Origin of the sequence: Phyllobacterium myrsinacearum, from assembly GCF_014138285.1 — a bacterium.
In the GTDB taxonomy this organism is placed as follows: domain Bacteria; phylum Pseudomonadota; class Alphaproteobacteria; order Rhizobiales; family Rhizobiaceae; genus Phyllobacterium; species Phyllobacterium myrsinacearum_A.
The window spans coordinates 1-24,436 of record NZ_JACGXN010000011.1; the positions used below are offsets into that span (position 1 = coordinate 1).

Sequence of the window (24,436 nt, forward strand, 5' to 3'; positions counted from 1 at the left end):
CATCCACATTCCGCGCTAAAGATGGCTTCCCCTCGGCAGTTTATCAAAGCATTATCTCAATAGCTGAACTGTCCGGCGAAACGGGGGGCACTCCACGGACAGATTGGGTTGGGCGCTTACCGGACAATCAATATCCTGCCTAAATCATCTTAAGTGATTGAACCCACGAACGTATCGATGAATGATTTGACCTCGGTCCAGTTTGTCAGTTCATAGTCACGACTGGTATCGATCGGCCCGCCTTCGGTGGCGGCTATTCTCTTCAGCATCCATTTTTTGAAATAGTCATATTCCGAATATTTGAGCGCTCCGGCGCAATTCAGGATTGCGGATGGAGACCAGCCTGTCTCTTCTGAAATCCCACCGGGATAGCTTCTCGCTTCCTGCTGCTCATCGACATCTGCGCTTGCAATCGACAAGGACACAGAGATGAATGCAGTGGGTATGTCATTAAGCACTTGTGCCCAATCGTGGACGAAATGAACGAACGGGGCCGGATAGTGGCCACCGTGAACAGGCGCGCACAGTATGATTGCATCACCGACGCCAGGATCAGCGAACCCAATTTGATTGGCATCACTGATCATGACTGTGTGCTGCTGTGATTGCAGATGACTTGCGACCGCTTCAGCAATCTTGCGGGTTTGCCCTTCGATACTGGAATAAAGCACCACGAATTTCATGGCCGTCTCTCCTGTGAATGCCCCGGACTTGTGCCCGGGCTCCACCAATTCTGTGAGACGCCGCAATTCAACGCATTGATACTGGTCAAACCGTATTTGCGACGGGTTTGATCCAGCGCAATGTGAAGGGCATGGCGTGTTGCTACTTCTGACGACATGAACAATTCAACCCTGTCGGAGACATGCGATGTACTTCAAAACCTTGCTCAGTGTCGTTGACGTCAACCAGTCAAACGATGATCTCAATGTCGCCATCGACCTCTGTTCGGAGCTGAATGCTCAGCTTTCCGTGATGGTTGTCGCTTTGGCCGAACTTCCACCCATCGGTGATTATCCGATCGGTACCGCCGATGTCTGGCTTAAACAGCGTCAAGAGGACCAGGATGCGCTTGCAAGGCGGGTCGATGAAATCGAGTTTCTTGTTCAGGATGCGGATATCTCGGCGGCGGTAACCGATGAATATCCGGAAATGGCAAGAGCAGGGCACCTGATTGGACGACGTGCACGATATGCAGATGTCACGTTGATTGGCGCGGATCTACTAGCCAACGAGGGCCTGAGGACCAAGGCAATTGACGGTGCTCTGTTTGAATCCGGCCGGCCGATTCTGATTGTCCCAAAAGACAGCAAGCCAACCTTGAAGCCCAAATGCGTGTTGTTGGCCTGGGATTCCGGCGTGGAATGCACGCGTGCGGCCCGGGAGGCGCTCGATTTCATGGCGACCGCAACGGAGGTTCATGTGACGATGATTGATCCCGATACGAGTTCCATAGCCAATGGCGCGGAACCAGGCGCCGATATCGCCGCTTATCTCGCCCACCACGGCGTCAAGATAATCGTTGACCGGCTTCCAAGTGGCGGTGATCCGATTGCTACTGTTCTCAAGCAGCATGCGATTGATATCGGTGCTGACCTCATCGTCATGGGTGGATACGGACATTCGCGTTTGCGCGAGCGCATCTTTGGCGGTGTTACCAAATCAATGATCGATGAATCTGACGTGCCAATGCTGATGGCGCATTAAACGCCGCAACTGATCAATCCATTTCACATGAGGGAACCCTTCCAATGATCATCCGCGAAATGAATCAGTACGAAATCATGGAAGTCTTGGAGAATACCGCAAAGGTGGGCCGATTGGCGTGTGCCTTTGAGGGGCAGCCATACATCGTTCCGTTAAACTTCGTCTACCGGCTTGGATGCCTTTATTCTTTCACCACACTCGGAAAGAAAGTCGAATGGATGCGCGCCAATCCAAAGGTCTGTGTCGAATTTGACCATATCTCGGCGACCAATGACTGGCAGACTGTGCTTGTCACCGGGCGGTATGAGGAGCTGACCTCCGATACCGAACATCTGGAGGCTCGCAACGAGGCCTACAATCTCTTGAGCAAGCGGGCCGAATGGTGGCAACCGGCTTACGTTAATACTGTCATTCGGGATCACACGCGAAAGCTCGAACCGGTTTATTTCCGCATCTTGGTCGATGAGAAAACTGGCCACAAGGCTACGAAATAGGCTTGAGGAAACAAGGCAATCAGATGCCAACTCGTCACATACTGTCGAATATCAAGAACGAGAAAATTCAAAGTTCCATAAATCCCGTACTGTGATTTTATCAATTACAATCAAAGGAGGGAGGGTGTCTTTCCGGCATTGTTCTCAGACCAGACATCTCAGGCGATATAGTCAGCGCGTTGGCTACTAATTATTCAGGGCATTTTATGTGAAGACAGGGCAGCAACAAGAGTTGTTCGAAATCATGCGCTCTTATATCCGTCATGGTGGTTCAACGCCCATAGATAAACCATATATATATCATAGATATATTAGATTTGACCTATTCTGCGGTTGATGCGAGTTTTTCAGCCATGGGTCAAAAGATGCGGCCCTTGGAACAAATACAATAAAAAGAACGGCCAAAGCGCTGTCTTGAGGGGATCCGAAAACCATGCTTTCCAAGAGAGATTTCTTGCAACTGCTGGGCATTGGCTTTGTTGCGGCTGGAACGACTAAAATACTTGGACCCGACATCGCCGCGGCTGCCGATCTGCCTGCATGGGCAGCACTGCCCGAAGGCGCGTCACCAAAATCCGGCGGCAAACTTGTCTACGGCCAGACCTATCCGAATTGGGCGATCGGAACCTCGGGAAACGGCAAGCATCCTTACTACTGGATTGACCTTCTGACGCGCTCGATCTGGAACTGTCTGATCTGGGTCGATCATGATTTCAAGTTGCAAGGCGAACTGGCAGAAAGCTGGCAGCCGGCAGATGAATCTCTCACGGTCTGGGACTTCAAGCTGCGCGAAGGCGTGATGTTTCACAATGGCAGGGAAATGACGTCCGCCGACGCGGTGGCGTCAATCAACGCCCATGTTGCGCAGAAGGGAAGCTCCTTCATCAACAAATGGTTCAACAAGGTCGAAGCGCAAGGGCAGTATGGAATACGTTTCACCCTCAATGCGCCCTACGCAGAATGGCCATTTGCATTGGCGGAATACCGTATCGCAATTGTGCCTTCCGCTTCCCCCGAACTTATCCTAACCGACGGGATTGGGACCGGTCCATTCAAGCTGGTAGAGGTCGATAACCGTCGCGGTTTTAGGGCAGTCCGCAATGAAAATTATTGGCTGAAGGGCAGGCCGTTTCTCGATGAGCTGGAGGGCTACATCGTCAACTCGCAGACTGCCGTCAACGGGTTCCGGTCAGGTCAATTCAATGCGGTGTTCAATATCGATCCAACGACATCCGGTCAGTATGAAAGTACCGGCGGTATTATTCACAAGTCAAAGGGCGGGGATCAGTTTCTGCTCAGCCTGCCCAAGAATTTGAACCTCGTCTGGAATGATCCCAGGATTCGGCTGGCAATCAGTCTTGCTGTTGATCGCGATGCTATCAATACGATTGTCTATAAAGATCCAGGCAGCTGGGTCGGAAACGATACCCACATGTCCGGACTGAATGCGGAGTTCCAGCCCCGGGCCAAACCTTATGACCCGGAGACGGCAAAGCGACTGCTGGCCGAGGCAGGTCACCCCAGCGGCCTAAACTTGCCTGCGATGGTTTACTGCCCGTCATTCCCTGAAGAGCCCAAGATCATGGCAATTGTTGCCGAGTCGCTGAAAAAGGCAGGCATCAACATCGATATCCGCGAAATGCCGTGTGACGGTTTCAATGATTATGTGGTTCAGGTGAATGGCCCGATCGGACGTCCAGCGCGCTCGCTTGTTGGACCTCGCAACCCGGCCATCAACCTTGGTCGCATGGTCACCAATGCCAGTGAGGCAGCCGGATGGAAAGGACCAAAGGCCGACGAATTCGCTTCCCTTTATGGCAAGGCAATCGCCGAGCCAGATGAAGCGAAACGCACCGAAATGTATCACGAACTCCAGAGTATCGTGCAGTCCGATACACCCGCGCTGGTTCTGGGCGGCCGCCGCAATATGCTGGCGCACGCTCCAAGCGTGCAGAACTTGCGATCGCACTCCCAGAACTGGTCGAGCCGCTTTGATGATGTGTGGATAAACGTCTGACCCTACGGCAAAGGTAGGTGCTCGCAATACCGTCCAAGGCAGGGAGTTGAGATGGCATGGGTAGCATAATGAACATGTTGGGACGAAGGCTGATCCTGTCATTCGCCATCTTGAGTCTCACATCATTAATCGTCTTCCTCGGCACGGAAGTTCTCCCGGGCGATGCGATAACCGCGACAATTCCGGCCGAGGAACTGGCTTTCTATACACCGGAGCAGCTTGCCGATCTGCGCAAGGAGTATGGGCTCGACCGGCCGCTCCCGGTCCGGTTTCTTGAAGTCTGGGAAAGGCTTTTCACCTTTGATTTTGGAACGACGCTGATCAAGAAAGAACCTGTCCTTGATCACATTGCACACCCCATGATCAATTCAGGCATTCTTGCCGGACTGGCCATGCTGGTCATGCTTGGGCTTGTCTTGGTGCTGGGCATATTGGCAAGTCTGAAGCCGGGCGGACGCCTCGACACCGCCATCAGCGCGACAACGCTGTTTACCTATTCGATGCCGGATTTCGTTGTCGGCAATGTCTTTGTCGTCATATTTGCGGTCTGGCTGGGACTGACACCCGCTGTGATCTTTGCACCGACCAACGCACCCAAGCTCACCATTCTTTTAGCCTCGCTGCTGCCCGTGGCGGCACTGTGTATTCATGGTGCCGCGTATCAATTTCGGCTTTTGCGCGCCGGAATGGTCGAAGCCCTGAACAGCGATTACGTCGAGCGCGCGCGGCTGGCCGGACTGCCGACATGGTACATTTGCATACGCCACGCGCTTCCAGTCGCCATGATCCCCATGCTCAACGGCACAGCTCAGTTTGTTGCAGGATTGCTCTCCGGATCAGTCGTCGTCGAGACCGTCTTCAAGTATCCGGGCGTTGGCAGCGAATTGCTTCGTGCATTGGCGCAGCGCGAGATACCGACCATACAGGCGATCGCCTTTCTTGCCGCGCTTGCCGTTGTCACTGCCAATTTCATTGCGGACCTTGCTATCCTTGGCCTCGATCCGCGCGTTCGAGCGAGTGCGCAACATGGCTGATATCTCCCATCCCTCAGCGTTTCCCTCCGCTATGCGAAAACTCAAAAGCCCTGCATTGAGGCGCGCGCTCTCTGAACCGGCAACGGTGTTCGGACTTGTGCTGGTGGCAATCCATCTATTTCTTGCCGTGTTCGGTCCTTGGATTGCCACCCATGATACGAGCGCGTTGGTGGGCGATCCCATGCAAATACCTTCATGGGATTTCCTCATGGGGACGGATCAGATTGGTCGCGACTATTTCAGCCGGATTATAAATGGCGGCCGGATTGCCCTGATGGTTTCATTCTTTGGTGTCTCTTTGGCGCTCTTTGTTGGAACGGCGCTTGGTATCACGGCTGGATATATCGGCGGACGCGTCGATGAAATTATCATGCGAATCGTTGATGCCATGATGTCGATTCCGGAACTGATCTTGATTGCAATCCTCACGCTTGCTCTCGGCAAGGATGTGCTCGCGCTCATACCGGTCATCGCCATCGTCTATACATGGGGAGCGATCCGCGTGATCCGTGCCAAAACCATAAGCCTGTCGATGCTGGATTTCGTGCGTGCAGCCGAACTGCGTGGCGAAAGTAGATGGGCGATCATTGCGCGCGAGATTTTCCCAAACCTCACCGGTATCCTCGGAGTGGAGCTTGCCGTGCGCATATCATCTGCGGTGCTGAGGATCAGTGCGCTCTCCTTCCTTGGGCTCGGCATCAGTCAGCCCACTCCGGATTGGGGTCTGATGGTCCAGGAAGCCATGGGGGTGGTTTTCACTGATCCCTGGTTTCTCCTCTTGCCGGCCCTGATGCTCTCTAGTCTGATCGTTGGCGTGAACTTCATGGTGGATGGCCTTTCAAGGGCATTCGGCATCTCTTCATCGGAGCTCGGCTGAATATGGAAAGAACTCCGCATATCGATGTCCGCAATCTGAAACTCGTCTACAAAACGGGCAGCAACTCAGAGCTGACGGCACTGGATGATATCAACTTCACTTTAGGCAAGGGCGAAACTCTCGGCATTGTTGGGGAAAGCGGCTGCGGAAAATCGTCACTGGCTCGGGCTTTCCTGTCTTATACTCGTCCGGGCGCGCGCATCGCCGACGGACAGCTTTACGTTTCAGGCGTCGATATTCTTCGGCTTGATGGTTCAGGGCTTCTCAAATACCGGGGAGGGCGTGCGGCCCTGGTTCCGCAGAATCCTCTTTCATCGTTGACGCCTCATCTCACCATTGGTCAGCACCTGACCGAACTTATACGTCAGCACAACGCCAATGGTGGTATCACGTCCCAGCAGAGAGCTCTCGATCTCCTTGCTGCGATGGAGTTGCCGGACCCGGTTGCCATTTACAAACGATATCCGCACCAGCTTTCCGGCGGGCAACGGCAACGTGTGGTCATCGCGGCGGCTCTCGTCGCCGAGCCCGAACTGATTGTTCTCGACGAACCGACCACGGCCCTCGACAAGACCGTCGAGTCGCAGGTCCTGTTACTCGTTGCCCGATTGCAGAAAGAGACCAACACGACGCTTGTCTACGTGAGTCATGACCTCAATGTTATTGCCAGAATGTGCGAACGGGTCCTCGTCATGCAGAACGGCAAAGTGGTTGAGGAGGGTGAAACCAAATCTGTCTTCAACCGTCCGCAAACGGAGTACACACGTACGCTCATCGCTGCCATCCCTAAGCTGCAGCATGCAAAGCAGCCTTCTCCTGTGCGTTTGGCGGACAGTGCCCCAATCCTGACGGTCAAAGGACTGGATTTCACCTATGGACGGCCGAAAAACGCCGGGTCCCTGTTCAATGTCTTCAAGCGTGTTTCTCCTCCACCCACGTTGCAGGATATTTCTCTGACGATCCAGCCGGGTTCAACACTTGGCGTGGTAGGGGAGTCAGGCAGCGGAAAGTCAACGCTTGCAAGTCTTGTGGCGGGGCTCGTCGATGGAAATGAAGGCAAGATCACCTTCGACGGCAAGCCTTTGTCGGGATTGGCCACTGGTCGTCAACGCGAGTTGCGCCGGCGCGTTCAGATGATCTTTCAGGATCCGGCCTCGTCGCTCAATCCGCAGCATTCCGTTGAGCAGATTATTGGGCGGCCCTTGCAGATATTCTTCGGGATGACCCGCGCTGCCAGCCGGGATCGGATTGTGGAGCTCCTGGAGGAACTCGATCTGCCAGTCACATGTCTTGGACGTTTGCCCCGGCAATTATCGGGCGGGCAACAGCAGCGGGTGGCAATCGCCCGGGCTTTCGCCTGCAAACCCGATCTGGTGCTTTGTGATGAAGTGACATCGGCGCTGGATGTAACCGTACAGGCGCACGTATTGGGGCTGATGAAGCGGCTGCAGCGTGAGCACAACACGGCCTATCTCTTCATTTCACACGATCTTCCCGTTGTTGCCGATATGTCGGACCAGATTCTGGTTCTCGAAGGCGGCCGCATTCGCGATTATTCTGACACCGGGACGATCCTGAACCATCCGAATTCGCCGTACACCAGAAAACTGCTGGAGGCTTTTGCAATTGCTTCCGGTCACATTGCACAAGGGAATCTCAAGAATGTCATTTGATGCCTTCAATGCTGCGGGGCGCTTTTTCCGGGGCAATCTGCACACCCATTCGACGCGGTCCGACGGGATGATCAGCCCGGAAGAAGTGTGCAAACGATACCGCGAGAAGGGCTACGACTTTATCTGTCTCTCCGATCACTTCACCCCGGCTTATGACTTTCCGGTTGTCGACACGACACCCTACAGGACGGATGGCTTTACAACGATCTTCGGTGCTGAATGCCATGCGCCAGCCACCAGTGGCGGCGAACAGTGGCACGTCCTTGCGGTCGGGCTGCCACTCGATTTTCCGAAAAATCTCCCCGGTGAAACCGGGCCGCAGATCGCTAAGCGATGCGCCGACGCCGGAGCATTCGTCGCTATCCCGCATCCGGAATGGTACGCGCTAACCCAAGCGGACGCGGCGAGCATTCCCTGTGCACACGCCGTCGAAGTGTACAACCACACCAGTCAGGTGCGCCAGGCGCGGGGAGGCGGAGCCTATTATCTGGATGACATTCTCAATGGCGGCCGGCGGATCAACGCACTCGCCTGCGATGATGCGCACTGGTTTGTCAAAGGTGATGAGAACCGCGATGCCTTTGGGGGTTGGGTGATGGTCAAAGCCGAGCGGAACGATCCAGCCGACCTCCTCGAAGCTTTGAAAAACGGACATTACTATTCCAGTCAGGGGCCATCGATCGAACATCTGACTGTCGATGGTGATGTAATCGAAGTGACCAGTTCGGCAGCAATTCAGATCATGCTTGTTGGCCGCGGATCGAAGAACGAAGCTGTGTCCGGCTTCGATCTGACATCAGCGCGTTTGCCCTGGAAGAAGTTCGCTGGAGACTGGTGCCGTCTTATGGTCATGGACAATAACGGCAAGATCGCGTGGTCTAATCCGATCTACCTCTGAACCATTCTTCAGATGGCTCTATCCGCCGCCTCGAAAGGGCGGCGGAATTGTTTTGACGCGTGGGCGGGTTGTATTGGTGCGACTGATCAATGGTAAAATAAAAAAAGCCACGATCAATGGATTGATCGCGGCTTTTTGGGGCGGCGACAAGAACACTACGAAATCGTACGGCGCCGAGCCTGTGTCGCTACAACCCGTTGTGACCACCGAAAGCTGATCCCATTGAAGTAGAGGTTGGCGTGAGGAGGGCTGATGTGGTGAAACACGCCAAAGAACGTACGACGCACCCGGTCATTATACCCTTCCGCAGAATCGGTATGGATAGGACCGTGGCATACTCGCGTTGGGAATGATGGTGGTGACCGTAAACTGATACCGGCAGCTACCATTCGAACATTGGTATAGACCAGGTCTCGACCGCTTTCCCAGATACTGCCCTGCAAGTGGAATTGATTTACGGTAACCGCAGCAGGGACAAATGCGACCGTTGGGCCAAACCAAAGCTTCCAGCAACGATCGGCAATGACCTTCGTCTCTAAAGGCCGACTACGGTTCGAATTCCGGAAAGTATCTCATGGGTATTGACCGGCATACTTATTCTCCGATTTCACCATAATCGCAAGAATCCATGAAAACCCAGTACCTTCAAGCAGTAGCTGTCTTTGGGTGGTAAAGGCGGCGTAGGATTTGGAACAGTTCTTGTCGCCGCCTCTAGATAAGGGGGCATGTTGGTCATTGGGCTTTTGCCGCCAATATTTAGCTTACTCGTTTAAAAGTCTGAGACTGCCTTTAACTAGAGGCCACTACCGGAGACTAAGGCGTGCCATATCAGAAACGCCAGCGCACAAGGTCAGGACCCAAGAGCTGGGTTGATAAGGTGGTTGACCGGCGGGCCCGCGAAAATGCGGCAACGACACTACCGGTTGCCGCCGGTCCGGGCTGCGATGTTGAGGTCTGCGCCCCAACCGGCGACAAGCTTCAAAGGTCACCATGATGACATTTCTAAAATGCTGCCACAGCCTTGTCACAGCAAATTAAAATGTCGCTTTGACCGACATGCTGATCACGATGTTAAATGTATTCTGGCGGACATAGAAGATATATTTAATAAGATTTACTACGTGAAAATGCGGCAAACGGTGTTCCAATCGAATAGTAAATGCTCCTGAACATCTGTGGACGTATATGGACCCCGCCCGATTGCAATAGGTTGATTGAATCTGGATCTATGATCACAATTGCTGGTGTATCCGGCTTCTGAATGCGGCTTGATAATCTTCGCCGCAAGCCCCAATGGGTTTTCGCCCGATTCCACCTCAACGCCTCGAGGACATTGGCCAAGGCCATGCCGGTCCACAGATGTTCAGAGGCCTGCTTGGGACTAAAAAAATCGCCGCGAGCAGGTGGACAATTAACGAACCTGGCTCAGTGGGCCGGCAGGCGCTGCGGGACCCTATCCGGTGTAATATGCGGGTCTTCGAATTGCGCTATGATAGTTAATCGGTTTCTTGCTTAATGAACCTGCCGAGTTGCTGGTCCGTCAATACCAGGTGATCGCCAGTTTTGCGCATATGAGTTATCAGAGCAGAAAACAGGCTGGCCGCCAGATCGGGGTGTTCTCGAACCAGGTTATGTTGTTCCTGCGGATCGTCGGCCAGGTCGTAGAGTTCGAAGAATATCTCATCCTTGAAGATATCGACGATGAGCTTTTGGGTTCCACGAACAATGCACCGGGAGAAATTACCGAGGCCACCGTTACCGTCGTACTGGATAAACACGTCACGGTGAACGGCCGTCGTTTCGGTCATTGTTGGAATTAACGACTGCCCGGGCAGATCGACAGGCACGGGCAGACCCACTGCGTCGCAAATCGTCGGCATGACGTCGAGATGACTGACTGGTCTGGTGTGTAGTCCTACTGCGTGCGTATCTTTGGGCCATTTGAAAAGAACCGGCGTTCGGACAGCCTCTTCGTACAGGCACATCTTCTGCCAGAGACAATGTGAGCCGAGCATTTCGCCGTGATCGCTGGTAAATACAATCAGTGTATCGTCATAGATCCGTAACGCCTTCAGCTTGGCAACAAGAGCGCCCACGCAATGATCGAGCAGATCGACGAGGCCGGCATAGACACGCCAAATTTCCTGCCAATCGTCGCGTGAATAGCGTGAACCGATAAAGCCCGTCAGATTGTAGAGCTGAAGCGGGCTCTGACCCGCGCTCCATTCGCCTACATTTTGCGGCAACGCGATCTCGTGCACCATGGAATACCACGGCTCCGGAACGTCAAATGGGGGGTGTGGCGCAAGAAACATTGCGCTAAGGAAAAACGGTTTCGCCGGGTCGCGCTTGTCCAAAGCGTCCAGGGACGACCGCAATATGTACCCATCAAAAAAGCTGTCAAAGCCCGGTTCATAGCAACCGGTTTCAGGTGTCGAATAATCCCCTAAAACTGTGTGTTTACCCGAAGCGAGCTCAGGCACACGGGCTCGGAATCGCGGTCCGCCTGGTGCACGGTGCCCACGCGAGGTGAGCATTGAAGCGTAATGGTCCTCAAGTGTATGCCAATGAATGCCCGTTGCCGGGCGCCGTTCCAGCGGTGGCTCGTAAAGCAAATGCTGTTTGCCGGTGTGCCAGCAATCCCACTCCTGCGCGAGTAGATCGTAGAGATTAGAAGTCCCTTCCGCGATGATGCCGTGCTGTTTGTCGCTTTCAACCCAAGCATTGATCAGGCAGCCGGTGGTGTTGGGATAGTGTCCCGTGAAGAACGATCCGCGTGAGGGAACGCAAAGCGGCGCAGCACAATATGCATTGGCAAAAACCGCACTCTCGGCGGCAAGCGCCTGCAGATTCGGCATGTGGCGCGAGGCAAAGAAATCATACCGAAGCTGATCTGCCATGATAACGATGACGTTCGGCTTATTCATCGAATGGTCCTGGTGTCTTGTTAAGTCTGGTGAGGATTTTTGGTGTCTGGCAAGGTTCGGGGCGCCGCAACCGTAGCGCGCTCGATCATTTTTACGCCCAGATTAATCCGTGCGACACTGTCACTTGGGTTTGCGATGCGGTTCGTTAAAAGCTGAATACCCTTGCGGCCAAGGTCGAGCCGGTCAATACGTATCGTTGTCAGAGGCGGGCGGCTGCGTGATGCTACGGCAACGTCATCGAGCCCTACGATTGAATAGTCCTCAGGGATCGTGAAGCCCTTGCTTTGCAGCCCTTGAATCACGCCCAGAGCCACCACGTCCATGCTGCAGAAAAAGGCTGTCACCTTGTCCAAACGGCCAGCGTCATGCGCTTGACGGATGGCAAGCTGAGCCTGCGTTTCCTGCATACCCATTTTGTCTAGATCGAGAATGTGCCTGCCTTCGTCGAACGAAATGCCTGTCTCTTCGAGAGCCTGGCGAAATCCTTCCAGTCGTCGCTGCATTGACAGCCGGCGCGGCAATGTCACATGCATTATCTCACGGTGGCCAGCATCCAACAGGCGCCTGGCCGCCAGCCATCCTGCGGCCCAATTGTCGGGAAGAACTGTGTCGATCCGCATCGTGCGGTCCATACTGTTGATAAGAACTGCCGGCAGACCGCATTCGGCGATCAGGTCGATTGTCTGGCGATCATCCAGCCCGATGGCAACAATGGCACCGTGATTGCTGGACTGCAGGATGTCATTGATTTCCTCAATGTTGTTGCAAGCGCTAGACGCCACGAGCCTCACTTCAAGATTGAGAGAGCTGGCCGCAGCCTCGTCCAAGGCGCCGCGAATGATATCTTCATAGAATTGCGATCCGGAATAATATTCCGCCGGCACGATCATGACGGCAGTTCCAATGCCAGCACGATGGAAGGCACGAGCCATGCGTCCCTGGTAGCCAAGCTGTTCGGCGACCGCGAGAATTTTCTGCCGGCTCTCATCGCTTACGCCGGCGCGATTGTTCAGTACTTTGGAAACAGATGCTATTGAAACACCGGCGGCTTCGGCAATGTCGCGTAAGGTTGTGAGCGTGTTCTCATTCATTTGTACAACCAATCAGATATGGGCGTCATTGGCGAGCAGTTGCCGGTAATTTCACCAAAAGAATTGTGTATGCCCAAGGGATCGCATCAACGCTTCCATGAAATAATAGTCACCATAGGGGAGCATGGTGTCGGAATAGCCCGATCCAACATGGGCCGCCCCATGTGCGAGCAGGCCAAGCGCTTGTGGATCGGCTGTCAGATCACAACTATCGAGCAAGCCCGCGATCAACCGATCACCGAAATCGCGCCAGCGCGCGGCGTCGACGGTGCTCTGCTGGGCCAGCATATAGAGGCCGGCAGCCATCACCGCACCGGCAGAGCTGTCGCGAGAGACAGGTTTGTCCTTCGGGGCGTTGTAATCCCAGGCGGGCACGGTATCGCTACCCATCAGTTCTTCGGCCTTTGCCGCCAAACGACATGCAGCATCGAGATATGTCTGGCTCCCTGTTACCGCAGCGCTTTGGGCAAAACCGTGAATCAGCCATGCCTGTCCTCTCGACCAGCATGAATCATCTGCATATCCCTGATGTGTTTCTCCGCCCACGGGCTTGCCGCTCATTGGGTCGAATCGGAATGTATGGAAACTGGTATCATCGGACCTCACCAGTTTATTCAATGTGGTTTCGGCATGTCCATTGGCTGCATCCCGGAAATCGACGCGACCGGTTTCGGCGAACGCCCAATAGAGCAGAGCAAGATTCTGCATCGTGTCAGCTATAATGCGGCCATTGGCGAGCTCGGCATCCATGCCGCCATGCGGTGGCAAGGCGTTCCATGCCTGGATGTAGCGTCCTTCCGGTCGGTATCTGTTGAGGAGCAATCGCGCGGCCTCAAGCGCCATGGCGTGCGATTCGGGCTCACACGTCATCAGCCATTCAGCCACGCAGCTTAATGAAAACTGAAAGCCAAGATCATGGTCCTGGGCGCGTTGATGGTCAAGGATAGCCCGGAAAACCGGGCGCCGTGCCCGTGCCGCGTTCAGGAAAACCGGATCGAAAGTCAGTTGATATGCCAGCCATAGTTGACCGGCATGAAAGCTGACGACCCAATCGTACGGCCGGCAATATGTCCAATGATTGTTTTTTGTTCCGATTTTCGGGTTGCGTACGCCGATGATCGGCATCGTGTCCCGAAGCTTGACTATACAGCGCTGCAACGCCTGCTGATGCCGATTGGCGTTGAGCGTTGTCGATGCCGGTTCGGTTGCGGCGAAATAGCTGCCTGATTCAAGTTTCATTTGATGCTTGCTCCGTAATACGAAAACTCTTTTCACCCATATCAATGATTTCGTCAATAGAGAAAATTTCTTTTTGAAAGAAACCTTTCGCAAACAACTATTGGAGGTTTTGAAGCAAGTCCGTCATTGACGCGTCATCTCGGAATGCACCGTCGTCGGAGCGTCTGCATAGCCAGTTCGCCGGTTACGGGTTTCTGCTGCTGTGGCGGGTTGGCTTCTGCGCGGATTGAACTGGTTTCGCCGTCAATCTCCCGTCGTTGATGTGTTGTGGCGGCAGTTTTTTTGCGGGCGTTGGCGTTCTCACCAGTGTTGTCTGGGCGTATTATCTAGGCCGTCGACAGTCGTCTTCAACCCTTATGGTGCGGATGGAAGCTGAAAAAAATGTTGAGCTTTGCAGTCCACCGCTCTGTGAAAATGAGGCGGCCGTAGATCCCATCATCACATTTTGGCGTCGCAGTCCCGCTGCAGCACTAAGCTCAATATGATTGTCGCCATTCAGTTGGGGAATCCGGGGGCATGGCCCCCCGACTCTTTGCAGAAACAACGCCTAGAAATTGCGCTGGAAGCGGATCATGCCACCGAATGCGTCGTCGCTGCCGCCACGAGCTTCGGAAAGGTCTGCACGGGCGCCATCAAACTTGGTGTAGTTGATTTCTGGCGTGATCACGAAGCCAGGAACCAGCTCGTAGGCTACGTTAAGAGCGAAAGCATAGGTGCCTTCTCCTTCGTAAGCGCCCTGACCGTTGAGGGTCGCCTTGTCGGTCAGCTTCGCGGAGAAGCCTGCCCAAGCTGCCCAATCGCCTTCCCATTCGCCGAACCAGTTTCGGTTGCCGAGGTTACCGATAGCGCCGGTGACCGGATCAACCGTCGGAGATGAGTAGTCAGACTGATACGCCCCCATGACGAAGGCGGAGATCGTGTCAGTGAACTTCACGTCCAAACGCAGCTTTACAGCGACGTCTTCAACATTGGAGTCATAGCCAACAACACCGGAGATACTGCCCCAACCCTGCGCCCACTTCGCGCCAGCAAGTACGTGTGGCATGTAGTCTTCGATGACATAGTCGCCACCGAATACAGATTCGCCATTCTCGCCTTGTTCAGCAGCGACGATCGCCGAGAATCCGTTGCCGCCAGCGAAGGTGTAGCTGACCTGGTTGGTCGTGCCTGACTGGTAGTTAATCACGTCGTCGTTGATGACTTTGCCAGCAGCACCGGTCCACGAACCGAAGATTTCGTTGTTAACACCGATGCTGAAGCCACCGAGTTCGATGTAGGCCTGCGGAATCAAGCCGCCACTGTCATCGCCGTTGGTGAAATTGAAGCGGGTTTCGATGTAGGAACGCAGAGTGCCGAGTTCGGTTTCCGAACGGGCGTCGAAACGGACCGTTGCGCGTGTACGCTTGAACCAGGTCTTGTCGCTATTAGCACCGACGTTTCCGCCCTTATAAAGGTCGTCACCGCCCCTGGCATCGTAACGGACGTAGCCGCCGATCTTCAGACAAGTCTCGGTTCCCGGAATGTAGAAGAAGCCTGCGCCATAAGCGTCGCAAACGCGAACGTATTCGACGGGCTCTGGTTCGCCGACAACGCCTATGTCTGCGGCACCTGCGGAGGTTACTGCGACGAATGCCGCAGCGGAGCCAAGTAGAAGGCTTTTCATGTTCATTAATTTCTCTCCATATTTGCTGAAATGACGCCGCGACGTAACTCAAGATAGAATACGAAACACTTTTGTGTGTATCGTATATTTCGTCAATAGAGAAAATTTTCTATTGACGGAAAAGTTTCTTCCTGCCATGGATGAATGAACGAGAGCTTGCAAAACTTCGCGGCTCCTGTCTGGGAGGTCTTGAACTATGTCCGTCACTGTCACGTCAGCCGCGAAAGCACCGCTGTCGGAGCGCCTGAACAATCAACTGGCTGGATACGGGTTTCTGCTGCCGTGGCTGATCGGTTTTTTTGTTCTCACGCTTGGACCCGCCGTCTCTTCGCTTTATTTTTCGTTGACCGATTTCAGCCTCATGGGGTCACCGAACTGGGTGGGAACGGAGAATTATTTCCGCATTGCTACCGACGACCCTCGGTTCTGGACAGCAATGAATGTAACTTTCACGTTCGTCCTGTTGTCGGTCCCGCTGAAGCTCATGTTTGCACTGGCGGTTGCCGTCGCACTCGACAAAGGGCTGCGCGGCCTGAATTGGTTTCGCGCCATATTCTACCTTCCCTCGCTTATTGGCGGCAGCGTGGCCATTGCCGTGCTGTGGCGGCAGATTTTCGCCGGCGACGGTGTCCTCAACCAGGTTCTGGCTGCCCTGTTCGGCTATGAGGGACCTAGCTGGATATCGAATCCATCAACGGCGCTCTACACGCTGGTAATGCTCGCGGTCTGGCAGTTTGGCTCGTCGATGATCATTTTTCTCGCCGGATTGCGACAGATTCCACAGGATATGTATGAGGCGGCCAGCATCGACGGCGCCAGCCGCCAGCGGCAGTTTTTCAAGATCACCTTACCATTGCTGACCCCGGTGATCTTCTTCAATGGCGTCATCCTCACCATCGAAGCTTTCAAGGCGTTCACCGCGGCCTTTGTAATCAGTGACGGTAGCGGTGGGCCGATCGACTCGACTTTGTTCTACACGCTCTATCTCTACCAGGAGGCGTTCACGAACTTCCGCTTTGGCTATGCATCGGCGCTAGCCTGGGTGCTGGTGGTGATTATCGCGATCTTCACGGCGCTGTCCTTCATCTCTGCAAAATATTGGGTCCACTACGATGACTGATGCTACTCACAAGTCAGCTTTCGACGCAGCGCGGGGCGCGGGCGATACCAAGAAGCCGTCGTTGATCGGTCGTACACTGATCTATTGTGGGCTTGTAGTGGTCAGCTTCATCATGCTCTATCCCCTGTTGTGGATGGTTTCGAGCTCTCTCAAGCCCGAGAACGAGATCTTTTCGACCACGTCGCTTATTCCACAGAATTTCACGCTGGAGGCGTACCGTAGGGGATGGAACGGCCTCAGCGTCAGCTTTGGCTGGATGTTCTTCAATTCACTTGTCATTTCTGTACTGGTCGTCATCGGCAACCTGATCTCGTGCTCGATGGCCGCCTATGCGTTTACGCGACTGAAGTTCAAGGGGCGTGGCTTTTGGTTTGCGCTGATGCTTGGGACCATGATGATGCCGCAGCACGCGGTACTGATCCCGCAATATCTCATGTTCCTCAAATTCGGTTGGGTGAACACGATCCTGCCACTGGTCGTGCCGAAGTTTTTCGCCATCGATGCCTTCTTTATCTTCCTGATGGTGCAGTTCTTCCGCGGTATCCCGCGGGATCTTGATGAGGCGGCGGTGATGGACGGTGCGGGTCCGCTTCGGATCTTCCTGAAAATCATTCTGCCGCTTTCGATGCCTGTATTGGCGACTGCGGCAGTATTCTCCTTCATCTGGACCTGGGACGATTTCTTCGCGCCCCTGATCTATTTGAACGACATTGAAAAATACACTGCCCAGCTCGGTTTGCGTACTTTCGTCGATGCGACTGCTCAGTCGGACTGGGGCGCGCTGCTGGCCATGTCCACACTTACCGTGCTGCCGATCTTTGTTCTCTTCGTCCTGTTCCAGCGATTGTTGATCGAGGGCATCGCGACCACCGGCATGAAGCGCTGATGACGGAAACTCTAATCAAGAACGATGGAGAAATCACATGACGACGCTCGCGTTGAACAAGATTGAGAAGCGCTATGGTGCTACTGAAGTTATTCGAGGAGTCGACTTAAAGATCGACAGTGGAGAATTCATTGTCTTTGTCGGGCCGTCAGGCTGTGGCAAGTCCACACTGTTGCGCATGATTGCGGGCCTCGAACCGATCAGCGGCGGCGAATTGCAGATTGGCGGCGAAAGGGTAAACCACAAGGCAGCATCTGAGCGCGGCATCGCAATGGTCTTTCAGTCTTATGCGCTTTATCCCCATATGAGCGTCTACAAAAACATGTCCTTTGGACTTGAGACTGCAAAAATGCCGACGGCCGAGATTGATGCGCGGGTTCGTCAGGCGGCCGAGATCCTGCAGATTACGCAATTGCTCGATCGCAAGCCGAAGCAGTTGTCTGGTGGACAGCGTCAACGCGTGGCAATCGGGCGCGCCATTGTCCGCGACCCCAAAATCTTCTTGTTTGACGAGCCGCTATCTAATCTTGATGCCGAGCTTCGTGTCCAAACTCGCGTCGAAATTGCCAAGCTTCATGCCGACATTGGAGCCACGATGATCTACGTTACCCACGATCAGGTTGAGGCGATGACACTTGCCGATCGCATCGTGGTTCTGCGCGCCGGCGAGATCGAGCAGTTTGGCACGCCGCTCGAGATCTACAACAAGCCCGCCAACAAGTTCGTTGCCGGCTTCATTGGTTCGCCGAAGATGAACTTCTTTGATGTCACGGTGACACGCCAGCAAGCTGGCACGACTACGCTTGGTCTTGCCGGTACCAATATCGTGGTGCCGAAGATAGATACCACGGTGGACGCGAAGTTGTGCCTTGGCATACGGCCCGAGCACATCACCAATGACGCCAAGGATGGCGTTGCTTTGGCTGATTTGACTGTAACCCACGTTGAGCATCTCGGCGGACAGACGATCGTCTACGGCCGCATGGCGGACGGGCAGTCAATAAACGTTACCCTCGACGGCCAGAGAACGGTCCATCCCAAAGATACGCTGAAGGTCGGCGCTACTTTGGATAATTGTCATTTCTTCGATGCCGCCGGACAGCGACTGGGCTAACAGAACAGGGAGGAACTCTATGCTCAACCGGCGCCAACTTCTACAGAATGGGTTGCTCTGCGGCGGCGCGGCGGCACTGTCGCAATTCCCCACAGGCATGGCGTTCGCTGATGAGGCGACGCGTCTATATTGGTTCGGGTCTCCGGCCCGCGCCGAACGTACGCTGGCAGTCGTCAAACTGTTCGAAACTGCCAATCCAGGCATTAAGATCAACAGTGAAGTCGGCGGCAATGACTACTGGTCGAAACTGACCACGATGATCGCAGGCGGCAACGCGCCGGATATCTATCAGTTGGCTCCAAGCCGCTTTGCCGATTATGCGCGGCGTAATGCGACGCTTCCTCTGGATGAATTTCTTGGCAAGATTATTCGCACTGACAAGTTGATGCCGAACGCGCTGAAGTTGGGCTCGGTCGACGGCAAGATCGCGGGAATACCCCTGGCGATCAACGCATTTGCTCTACTTTACGATACAGCGATATTCGAGCAGACAGGTTTGAAGCCGCCAGTTGAAACTACAACGTGGGACGACTTCGCCAAACTGTGCGTCGAGCTGACCAAAGCAATTGGTAAACCGAACTTGTGGGCAGTCGGAAACTGCGCCCGCTACAGCTACGCTCTGGAGGCATTCCTGGTCCAGCGCGGCAAGCGCCTTTATCTTGATAACGGCCAGATTGGCTTTGATATCGAAGACGCGAAGGCATGGTACGGCTACTGGGACAGCCTGTCGAAAGCAGGCGGATGCGTATCGGCAGAAATACAGGCGCTCGACAAGAACCAGATCGACTCCAATCCGATGAGCAAGAGAAATGCGGCAATGACCATTGCTTTCTCCAATCAACTCGTCGGCTATCAGCAATTGGCCAAGAACAAGATCGCGCTCACGTCATTGCCAATTTTGGAGGGTTCTGGCCAATCGGGTCTGTTTTACAAGGCAAGCCTGCATATGGCAGTAGCCAACAACGTCAAGAATCCGGAGCTCGCGGCCAAATTCCTGGATTTCTTCATAAACGATCTCGAGGCAGGCAAAGCTCTAGGCGTTGAACGCGGTGTTCCGCTCAACCTCGCCGTACGTGACGTGGTCGCGCCGACTGTGGACGAGGTCTCGAAACGATCGATCGATTATATCTCTTCGATCGCGGATCGTGTCGGAGACTTTCCGCCACAGGTGCCAATTGGTGCTTCGGAACTCGAGGAGCGAGTTTATCGCCCTATCGCCGACAAACTGGGTTTTGGCCTCTTGTCCGTCGCGGAGGCAGCGCAAGAGCTGATCTCGCAGGCGAACCGTATTCTGAAATTATAGATAACCTGACACGCGGGTTCGGCGCTTCGTCAGCCGCCGCCTCCGGTGCATTCGGCCGATTGGCCATTGATGGGAGAAGAAGATGCTTACCAGACGTGAATTACTCAGAAACGGCGCAATTCTTGGCGGTGCGGCAGCATTGCCATCGTTGCTGTCAGTGCGTGCGTTGGCACAGGAAACGTCCATGCGTCTGTACTGGTGGGGAAGTCCCACCCGCAACGAGCGCACGCAGGCCGTTGCCAAGCTTTTCGAAGCGGCCAATGCCGGCGTGAAAATCAAGGGCGAAGTTGGTGGCAACGACTACTGGCAGAAGCTGACAACCATGTTGGCCGGAGGCAACGCACCTGATATTTTTCAGCTGGAGCCGGGCCGCTTCGCCGACTATGCCCGCCGAAAAACCACGCTTCCGCTGAATGATTATATTGGCAAGATCATTCGCGTAGACAAGTTGGCACCCGGTGTAATGGACCTGGGAACAGTCGATGGTCAAGTTGCAGGCATGCCGTTGTCGATCAATGCATTTTCTCTGCTTTACGACGAGGTGGTTTTGAAGAAGGCTGGTCTGACGCCTCCTGGCGCGCAAACGACGTGGGATGATTTTGCCAGGCTTTGCATTGATCTAACCAAAGCGGTCGGTCAGAAGAATTACTGGGCAGTCGGTAATGCGTCCCGCTACACTTATGCGTTCGAGGCTTTTCTTGCACAGCGTGGCAAGCGGCTTTATAGCGATGTTGGTGTCATCGGCTTTGAGGCGAAAGATGCTGAGGACTGGTATGGCTATTGGGAGAGCCTCACAAAGAGTGGCGGTTGCGTCTCGGCCGAAGTTCAGGCCGCGGATCAGGTACAGATTGATTCCAACCCTATGGCTAGGGGCAATGCTGCAATGGCCATCGCCTTTTCCAATCAGTTGCTTGGTTACCAGAATGTCTGCAAGAACCCGTTGGGGATAACGACTTTGCCGGTCGCGCAGATCGGCGGACCATCGGGGCTGTTCTATCGTCCCGGGCTGCATTTCGTCATCGCTGCGACATCGAAGAACCCCGAGCTTGCAGCAAAATTTCTGGACTTCTTCGTCAACGATCCGGAGGTTGGAAAAATCCTTGGTGTTGAGCGCGGTGTACCGATCAATACGGATATCAAGACAGCTGTAACTCCGTTGATCGATGACGTGTCGCGCAAAAGTGTCGCTTATATCAATTCCATTGCGGACCGTGTCGGCCCCTATCCCCCGCCGGTACCGTTGGGTGCTTCTGAATTCGACTCACGTGCTTTTCGCCCGATAGCGGACAAGGTTGCATTCGGTCAGATGAAGCCGAAGGAAGCCGCCGCACAGCTCGTTGCCGAAGGGGCACGTATGCTCAAAGGATAGCATCTCAATCCAGGTCAGAACAGTTTCGATTCACACAGCGTTTGACGACCATGACAGCGTGGCGGAAGAGTTATTTCGCCACCAGAAATGCTGGTTTTCTGCAATGAAACTCCTGGAATCCAGTCATTAAAGATACTCCGATCGAACCCTCTGTCACAATCAAGCGAGGTAACCCATGGACATCCGCCAAGCAATTCATTTCGAACAAGCCGAGACACTCAACACCGAGGAGTTGCGCCGACATTTCCTGGTTGAAGGACTCTTCGTGACTGGAAAGCTGCGCGTCACCTATAGCCACTACGACCGTTTGGTGCTTCTTGGTATCAGTCCCGTAACAGAACCAATTATCATTGCTGACGATCTGGCCAATGTAGTGGGGGTCAGTTACTTCTTAGAACGCAGAGAACTCGCTGTCGTCAACATTGGCGGAGGTCCGGCACGGATTTCTGCCGATGGTGAAGATTATCTGATTGAACCTTTGGAGGCCCTCTACGTTGGAAGGGGCACGAAGTCCGTTGTGTTCGCAGCTGCCGATCAGACAAATCCGCCAAAACTCTATGGCGTCTCCGCTCCGGCCCACAAACATCACCCAAGTCGGAAAATTAGTCAGAACGAGGCTTCACCGCAGGCACTTGGTACCGTTGAAGCGGCAAACAAACGAACGATCTATAAATACGTTCATGAAGGATTGTTGCCTACCTGTCAGCTAATGCTCGGCATTACCCGATTTGAACCCGGTAGCGTCTGGAACACAATGCCGGCCCACTTGCATGACCGGCGCATGGAAGCCTACCTTTATTTTGATATGCCGGCAGATCGGTTTGTTGTCCATCTTATGGGGCGGCCGCACGAAACTCGTCATCTGATCGTGCGTAACGAACAGGCTGTTATTTCTCCACCGTGGTCAATTCATAGCGGAAGTGGAACGGGTTCTTATGCGTTCGTGTGGGCGATGGCCGGAGATAACCAGTCATTCGTCGATATGGATATGGTTTCGATGGAGAGCCTGCGGTGACACCATCAAAGTTGTTCGATCTAAGCGGAAGAACTGCGCTGGTGACGGGCGCGCGCAGTGGATTGGGACAGGGAATGGCGATAACGCTAGCCAGAGCAGGTGCCGACATCGTCGGTCTCGGATCTTCGCCGATGCCGGACACATGCCGCCTAATCGAAGAGATTGGCCGACGCTTTGTCGAGGTTCGAGCTGACCTATCCAAGCCGCAGGACTTTCGTGCCTTGGTCGGAGGAGCCGAAAAAAAGATTGGCCCGATTGGCATCCTCGTCAACAATGCCGGAACGATCCGCCGTGCCGATCTGTTGGAATATCCCGAAACGGACTGGGACGCAGTAACGCTCGTCAACGAGAAGAGCCTCTTTTTCCTGAGCCAAGCGGTGGCACGAGGTATGGTGTCCCGCGGTTTTGGCCGTATTATCAATATCGCTTCCTTGCTTTCTTTCCAGGGTGGTGTTCGTGTCTCGGCTTATGCGGCCTCCAAGCACGCCGTCACCGGTTTGACGAAAGCGATGGCCAACGAGCTGGCGGGTCAAGGGGTGACAGTCAATGCTATCGCGCCGGGCTATATGGAAACTGACAATACGGCCGCGCTGCGCGCCGATCCCCTGCGCGAGAGTCAAATCTTGGAGCGTATCCCAATGGGGCGCTGGGGACACGCGGAAGACTTGGCGACAACGATATTGTTCCTGGCGAGCCCAGCATCGTCCTACATCACTGGAACAGTGATCCCTGTCGACGGAGGTTGGCTCGCAAGGTAGGCGTCAGACTGTAAACGGAAGCCATCCAGCATCCTCTCATGGCAGCGCTTCACGACGTCACGGCCATCAATCATTTCGTGCCCGGCCCCAAGGGAGGAGTTTGCGGGCAACGAGGTAGAACGTAATGCCGCCAGGTCTTAACCAGCCGTTGCGATGTATAGACCATATCAATGGAAAGTATAAAATTCTTATATTTGATTTATCAAGCAGCCGGATCTAGTCGATGGTCTAGAGGGAAAATTCCCTTTTCATTGAGGTCCTCTGCAGGAATAGGAAGGCCTTGATTGTTCCGCTCGGGAGCGGTGATCGAGGTAAATCGCCATCGAAGATGCCCCGATTCATAACAAAGCTGCCTCTCGCATCTTCTAACGGGTGTTCGCCCTTTTTGCGCTTCGTACAAAGGGTTGGTCGTACGCTTGATTTGCGTGGTCGGACTGAATGATTGTGTGTGATGAATGGTATCAATCGACCATATTCTTGTAGAACTTGACCAGAATAACGGCGAAGGCATGTTCTCTGCAATTCCTGAGGATATTGGAACCCAAATAGAAACGTCGATGGGTGGGGTCGTCAATGTTTGTCGACCGCCAGGTTCCATGACATTTCGCACCAATGCTGAGTTTGCGACAGTTATGTTGGCCCCAGTGCCCAGCATGCAGGCTGCCTTTGCCAGCGATGATATGGAGACGCAAACCTGCCGATCTTTGGGATTGGTGTCTTGAACAGTCAACGCAGCAGTTGCTTGACCTGTTTGCCTTGCCGCCGCGCAGTCCGTCAATGTCGTTGTCCTCAAACATGACAGCAACAGCGAAGCCGTTCAGCATAGCCATCGATTGGCCGAGGCTCTGAACATTGACATGACCGGCTGGTATCAGGCGACAGGAGAAAGCTGCTTCCAACATCTCAATCGCAACGGCATCCAGATTGCGGTTGAACAAGCAGCGGGATCACAGGCAGCGCTAGCAATTGCCAGCGCCAGGAAGAAAGCCGAAGCCGTTGTCATTGCCGAACGTCTGGTCAAAGACACTAACTGGTTGCCCGAGCCGATGCGGTTTGAACAGCCGATGGCAGCAATAGCGTCCGATCCGGAGAGCATTGACGACATAGAGAATGACGATGATGCGGACGTGGAAACGGATGATTTCGAAGAAGCCGCAGAGTAGCAAGGTGAGGGGCGGCGCAAGCTGCCCCAATCTAAACATGAGCGACGGAGGATAATGACAGTCAAAGGATGTTGTTATCGTTGACAAC

22 protein-coding genes and 1 pseudogene are annotated in these 24,436 nt (G+C 54.2%); 16 read left to right on the forward strand and 7 right to left on the reverse strand.

Going from position 1 to position 24,436, the window contains the following annotated elements:
* Positions 1-149 precede the first annotated feature (149 nt).
* On the reverse strand, positions 150-683 hold the full coding sequence (locus FHW16_RS22905; RefSeq protein ID WP_182551614.1) for a flavodoxin domain-containing protein: 534 nt from the start codon (positions 681-683) through the stop codon (positions 150-152).
* A 187-nt stretch (positions 684-870) separates the two neighbouring features.
* Between FHW16_RS22905 and FHW16_RS22910 the strand changes: the two genes are divergently transcribed.
* The 7 genes from FHW16_RS22910 (at position 871) to FHW16_RS22940 (ending at position 8,700) form a co-directional block, all read left to right on the forward strand.
* A complete protein-coding gene (locus FHW16_RS22910; protein WP_182551615.1) occupies positions 871-1,707 on the forward strand; it encodes a universal stress protein in 837 nt (278 codons plus the stop codon).
* Positions 1,708-1,751: 44 nt separating this feature from the next.
* Positions 1,752-2,201: a pyridoxamine 5'-phosphate oxidase family protein gene (locus FHW16_RS22915; protein ID WP_182551616.1), complete on the forward strand. Its 450-nt coding sequence runs from the start codon at positions 1,752-1,754 to the stop codon at positions 2,199-2,201.
* Between the two features lie 433 nt (positions 2,202-2,634).
* Positions 2,635-4,218, forward strand: coding sequence for an ABC transporter substrate-binding protein (locus FHW16_RS22920; RefSeq protein WP_182551617.1), 1,584 nt, complete (start codon positions 2,635-2,637; stop codon positions 4,216-4,218).
* A gap of 56 nt (positions 4,219-4,274) precedes the next feature.
* Complete coding sequence (locus FHW16_RS22925) at positions 4,275-5,252, forward strand: ABC transporter permease (protein WP_182551618.1); 978 nt, start codon at positions 4,275-4,277, stop codon at positions 5,250-5,252.
* On the forward strand, positions 5,245-6,129 hold the full coding sequence (locus FHW16_RS22930) for an ABC transporter permease (protein WP_182551619.1): 885 nt from the start codon (positions 5,245-5,247) through the stop codon (positions 6,127-6,129). Before FHW16_RS22925 ends, FHW16_RS22930 begins: the two co-directional genes overlap by 8 nt.
* Before the next feature lie 2 nt (positions 6,130-6,131).
* A complete protein-coding gene (locus tag FHW16_RS22935; RefSeq protein ID WP_182551620.1) occupies positions 6,132-7,802 on the forward strand; it encodes a dipeptide ABC transporter ATP-binding protein in 1,671 nt (556 codons plus the stop codon).
* The gene (locus FHW16_RS22940) at positions 7,792-8,700 is read left to right on the forward strand and encodes a PHP domain-containing protein (protein ID WP_182551621.1); all 909 of its coding nucleotides are present in this window, start codon (positions 7,792-7,794) and stop codon (positions 8,698-8,700) included. The genes FHW16_RS22935 and FHW16_RS22940 overlap by 11 nt, the downstream gene beginning before the upstream one ends.
* A 155-nt stretch (positions 8,701-8,855) precedes the next feature.
* Here the strand turns inward: FHW16_RS22940 and FHW16_RS29225 are convergent, their stop codons facing one another.
* From FHW16_RS29225 to FHW16_RS22970, 6 genes and pseudogenes are all read right to left on the reverse strand, one after another.
* Complete coding sequence (locus FHW16_RS29225) at positions 8,856-9,089, reverse strand: transposase (RefSeq protein ID WP_182551622.1); 234 nt, start codon at positions 9,087-9,089, stop codon at positions 8,856-8,858.
* Positions 9,046-9,243 (reverse strand): annotated as a pseudogene (locus FHW16_RS22950) (transposase); the annotation flags it as partial. The gene FHW16_RS29225 and the pseudogene FHW16_RS22950, both read right to left, overlap by 44 nt.
* 953 nt (positions 9,244-10,196) lie before the next feature.
* Positions 10,197-11,627 carry a sulfatase family protein gene (locus tag FHW16_RS22955; RefSeq protein ID WP_182551624.1) on the reverse strand — a complete coding sequence of 477 codons (1,431 nt, stop codon included), beginning with the start codon at positions 11,625-11,627 and terminating at the stop codon, positions 10,197-10,199.
* 20 nt (positions 11,628-11,647) lie between these two features.
* A complete protein-coding gene (locus FHW16_RS22960; protein ID WP_182551625.1) occupies positions 11,648-12,718 on the reverse strand; it encodes a LacI family DNA-binding transcriptional regulator in 1,071 nt (356 codons plus the stop codon).
* A gap of 51 nt (positions 12,719-12,769) precedes the next feature.
* Positions 12,770-13,957, reverse strand: a complete 1,188-nt coding sequence (locus FHW16_RS22965) for a glycoside hydrolase family 88 protein (protein ID WP_182551626.1) — start codon at positions 13,955-13,957, stop codon at positions 12,770-12,772.
* Positions 13,958-14,504: 547 nt separating this feature from the next.
* A complete protein-coding gene (locus FHW16_RS22970; RefSeq protein WP_182551627.1) occupies positions 14,505-15,626 on the reverse strand; it encodes a porin in 1,122 nt (373 codons plus the stop codon).
* Positions 15,627-15,816: 190 nt separating this feature from the next.
* On the opposite strand from FHW16_RS22970, the gene FHW16_RS22975 reads away from it, so the two are divergent.
* The 9 genes from FHW16_RS22975 to FHW16_RS23015 all read left to right on the forward strand — a co-directional run bounded on the left by FHW16_RS22975 (position 15,817) and on the right by FHW16_RS23015 (position 24,348).
* Positions 15,817-16,740 carry a carbohydrate ABC transporter permease gene (locus FHW16_RS22975; protein ID WP_182551628.1) on the forward strand — a complete coding sequence of 308 codons (924 nt, stop codon included), beginning with the start codon at positions 15,817-15,819 and terminating at the stop codon, positions 16,738-16,740.
* Positions 16,733-17,626 (forward strand): carbohydrate ABC transporter permease, encoded by an 894-nt coding sequence (locus FHW16_RS22980; RefSeq protein ID WP_182551629.1) that lies wholly within the window; start codon positions 16,733-16,735, stop codon positions 17,624-17,626. Before FHW16_RS22975 ends, FHW16_RS22980 begins: the two co-directional genes overlap by 8 nt.
* 37 nt (positions 17,627-17,663) lie before the next feature.
* The gene (locus tag FHW16_RS22985) at positions 17,664-18,740 is read left to right on the forward strand and encodes an ABC transporter ATP-binding protein (RefSeq protein ID WP_182551630.1); all 1,077 of its coding nucleotides are present in this window, start codon (positions 17,664-17,666) and stop codon (positions 18,738-18,740) included.
* A 19-nt stretch (positions 18,741-18,759) separates the two neighbouring features.
* Positions 18,760-20,043: an ABC transporter substrate-binding protein gene (locus FHW16_RS22990; RefSeq protein WP_182551631.1), complete on the forward strand. Its 1,284-nt coding sequence runs from the start codon at positions 18,760-18,762 to the stop codon at positions 20,041-20,043.
* Between the two features lie 82 nt (positions 20,044-20,125).
* Positions 20,126-21,412 (forward strand): ABC transporter substrate-binding protein, encoded by a 1,287-nt coding sequence (locus tag FHW16_RS22995; protein ID WP_182551632.1) that lies wholly within the window; start codon positions 20,126-20,128, stop codon positions 21,410-21,412.
* Positions 21,413-21,587: 175 nt separating this feature from the next.
* Positions 21,588-22,427 (forward strand): 5-dehydro-4-deoxy-D-glucuronate isomerase, encoded by an 840-nt coding sequence (kduI, locus tag FHW16_RS23000; RefSeq protein ID WP_182551633.1) that lies wholly within the window; start codon positions 21,588-21,590, stop codon positions 22,425-22,427.
* Positions 22,424-23,185 carry a 2-dehydro-3-deoxy-D-gluconate 5-dehydrogenase KduD gene (gene kduD, locus FHW16_RS23005; protein WP_182551634.1) on the forward strand — a complete coding sequence of 254 codons (762 nt, stop codon included), beginning with the start codon at positions 22,424-22,426 and terminating at the stop codon, positions 23,183-23,185. The genes kduI and kduD overlap by 4 nt, the downstream gene beginning before the upstream one ends.
* A 455-nt stretch (positions 23,186-23,640) precedes the next feature.
* Positions 23,641-23,907 carry a hypothetical protein gene (locus FHW16_RS23010; protein ID WP_182551635.1) on the forward strand — a complete coding sequence of 89 codons (267 nt, stop codon included), beginning with the start codon at positions 23,641-23,643 and terminating at the stop codon, positions 23,905-23,907.
* A 111-nt stretch (positions 23,908-24,018) separates the two neighbouring features.
* A complete protein-coding gene (locus tag FHW16_RS23015; RefSeq protein ID WP_182551636.1) occupies positions 24,019-24,348 on the forward strand; it encodes a hypothetical protein in 330 nt (109 codons plus the stop codon).
* Positions 24,349-24,436: the final 88 nt, after the last annotated feature.

Coding starts and splice junctions, on each gene's coding strand:
- FHW16_RS22905 (WP_182551614.1), bottom strand. CDS start 683: ATGAAATTCGTGGTGCTTTATTCCAGTATCGAAGGGCAAACCCGCAAG.
- FHW16_RS22910 (WP_182551615.1), top strand. CDS start 871: ATGTACTTCAAAACCTTGCTCAGTGTCGTTGACGTCAACCAGTCAAAC.
- FHW16_RS22915 (WP_182551616.1), top strand. CDS start 1,752: ATGATCATCCGCGAAATGAATCAGTACGAAATCATGGAAGTCTTGGAG.
- FHW16_RS22920 (WP_182551617.1), top strand. CDS start 2,635: ATGCTTTCCAAGAGAGATTTCTTGCAACTGCTGGGCATTGGCTTTGTT.
- FHW16_RS22925 (WP_182551618.1), top strand. CDS start 4,275: ATGGGTAGCATAATGAACATGTTGGGACGAAGGCTGATCCTGTCATTC.
- FHW16_RS22930 (WP_182551619.1), top strand. CDS start 5,245: ATGGCTGATATCTCCCATCCCTCAGCGTTTCCCTCCGCTATGCGAAAA.
- FHW16_RS22935 (WP_182551620.1), top strand. CDS start 6,132: ATGGAAAGAACTCCGCATATCGATGTCCGCAATCTGAAACTCGTCTAC.
- FHW16_RS22940 (WP_182551621.1), top strand. CDS start 7,792: ATGTCATTTGATGCCTTCAATGCTGCGGGGCGCTTTTTCCGGGGCAAT.
- FHW16_RS29225 (WP_182551622.1), bottom strand. CDS start 9,089: ATGGTAGCTGCCGGTATCAGTTTACGGTCACCACCATCATTCCCAACG.
- FHW16_RS22955 (WP_182551624.1), bottom strand. CDS start 11,627: ATGAATAAGCCGAACGTCATCGTTATCATGGCAGATCAGCTTCGGTAT.
- FHW16_RS22960 (WP_182551625.1), bottom strand. CDS start 12,718: ATGAATGAGAACACGCTCACAACCTTACGCGACATTGCCGAAGCCGCC.
- FHW16_RS22965 (WP_182551626.1), bottom strand. CDS start 13,957: ATGAAACTTGAATCAGGCAGCTATTTCGCCGCAACCGAACCGGCATCG.
- FHW16_RS22970 (WP_182551627.1), bottom strand. CDS start 15,626: ATGAACATGAAAAGCCTTCTACTTGGCTCCGCTGCGGCATTCGTCGCA.
- FHW16_RS22975 (WP_182551628.1), top strand. CDS start 15,817: ATGTCCGTCACTGTCACGTCAGCCGCGAAAGCACCGCTGTCGGAGCGC.
- FHW16_RS22980 (WP_182551629.1), top strand. CDS start 16,733: ATGACTGATGCTACTCACAAGTCAGCTTTCGACGCAGCGCGGGGCGCG.
- FHW16_RS22985 (WP_182551630.1), top strand. CDS start 17,664: ATGACGACGCTCGCGTTGAACAAGATTGAGAAGCGCTATGGTGCTACT.
- FHW16_RS22990 (WP_182551631.1), top strand. CDS start 18,760: ATGCTCAACCGGCGCCAACTTCTACAGAATGGGTTGCTCTGCGGCGGC.
- FHW16_RS22995 (WP_182551632.1), top strand. CDS start 20,126: ATGCTTACCAGACGTGAATTACTCAGAAACGGCGCAATTCTTGGCGGT.
- kduI (WP_182551633.1), top strand. CDS start 21,588: ATGGACATCCGCCAAGCAATTCATTTCGAACAAGCCGAGACACTCAAC.
- FHW16_RS23010 (WP_182551635.1), top strand. CDS start 23,641: ATGGTATCAATCGACCATATTCTTGTAGAACTTGACCAGAATAACGGC.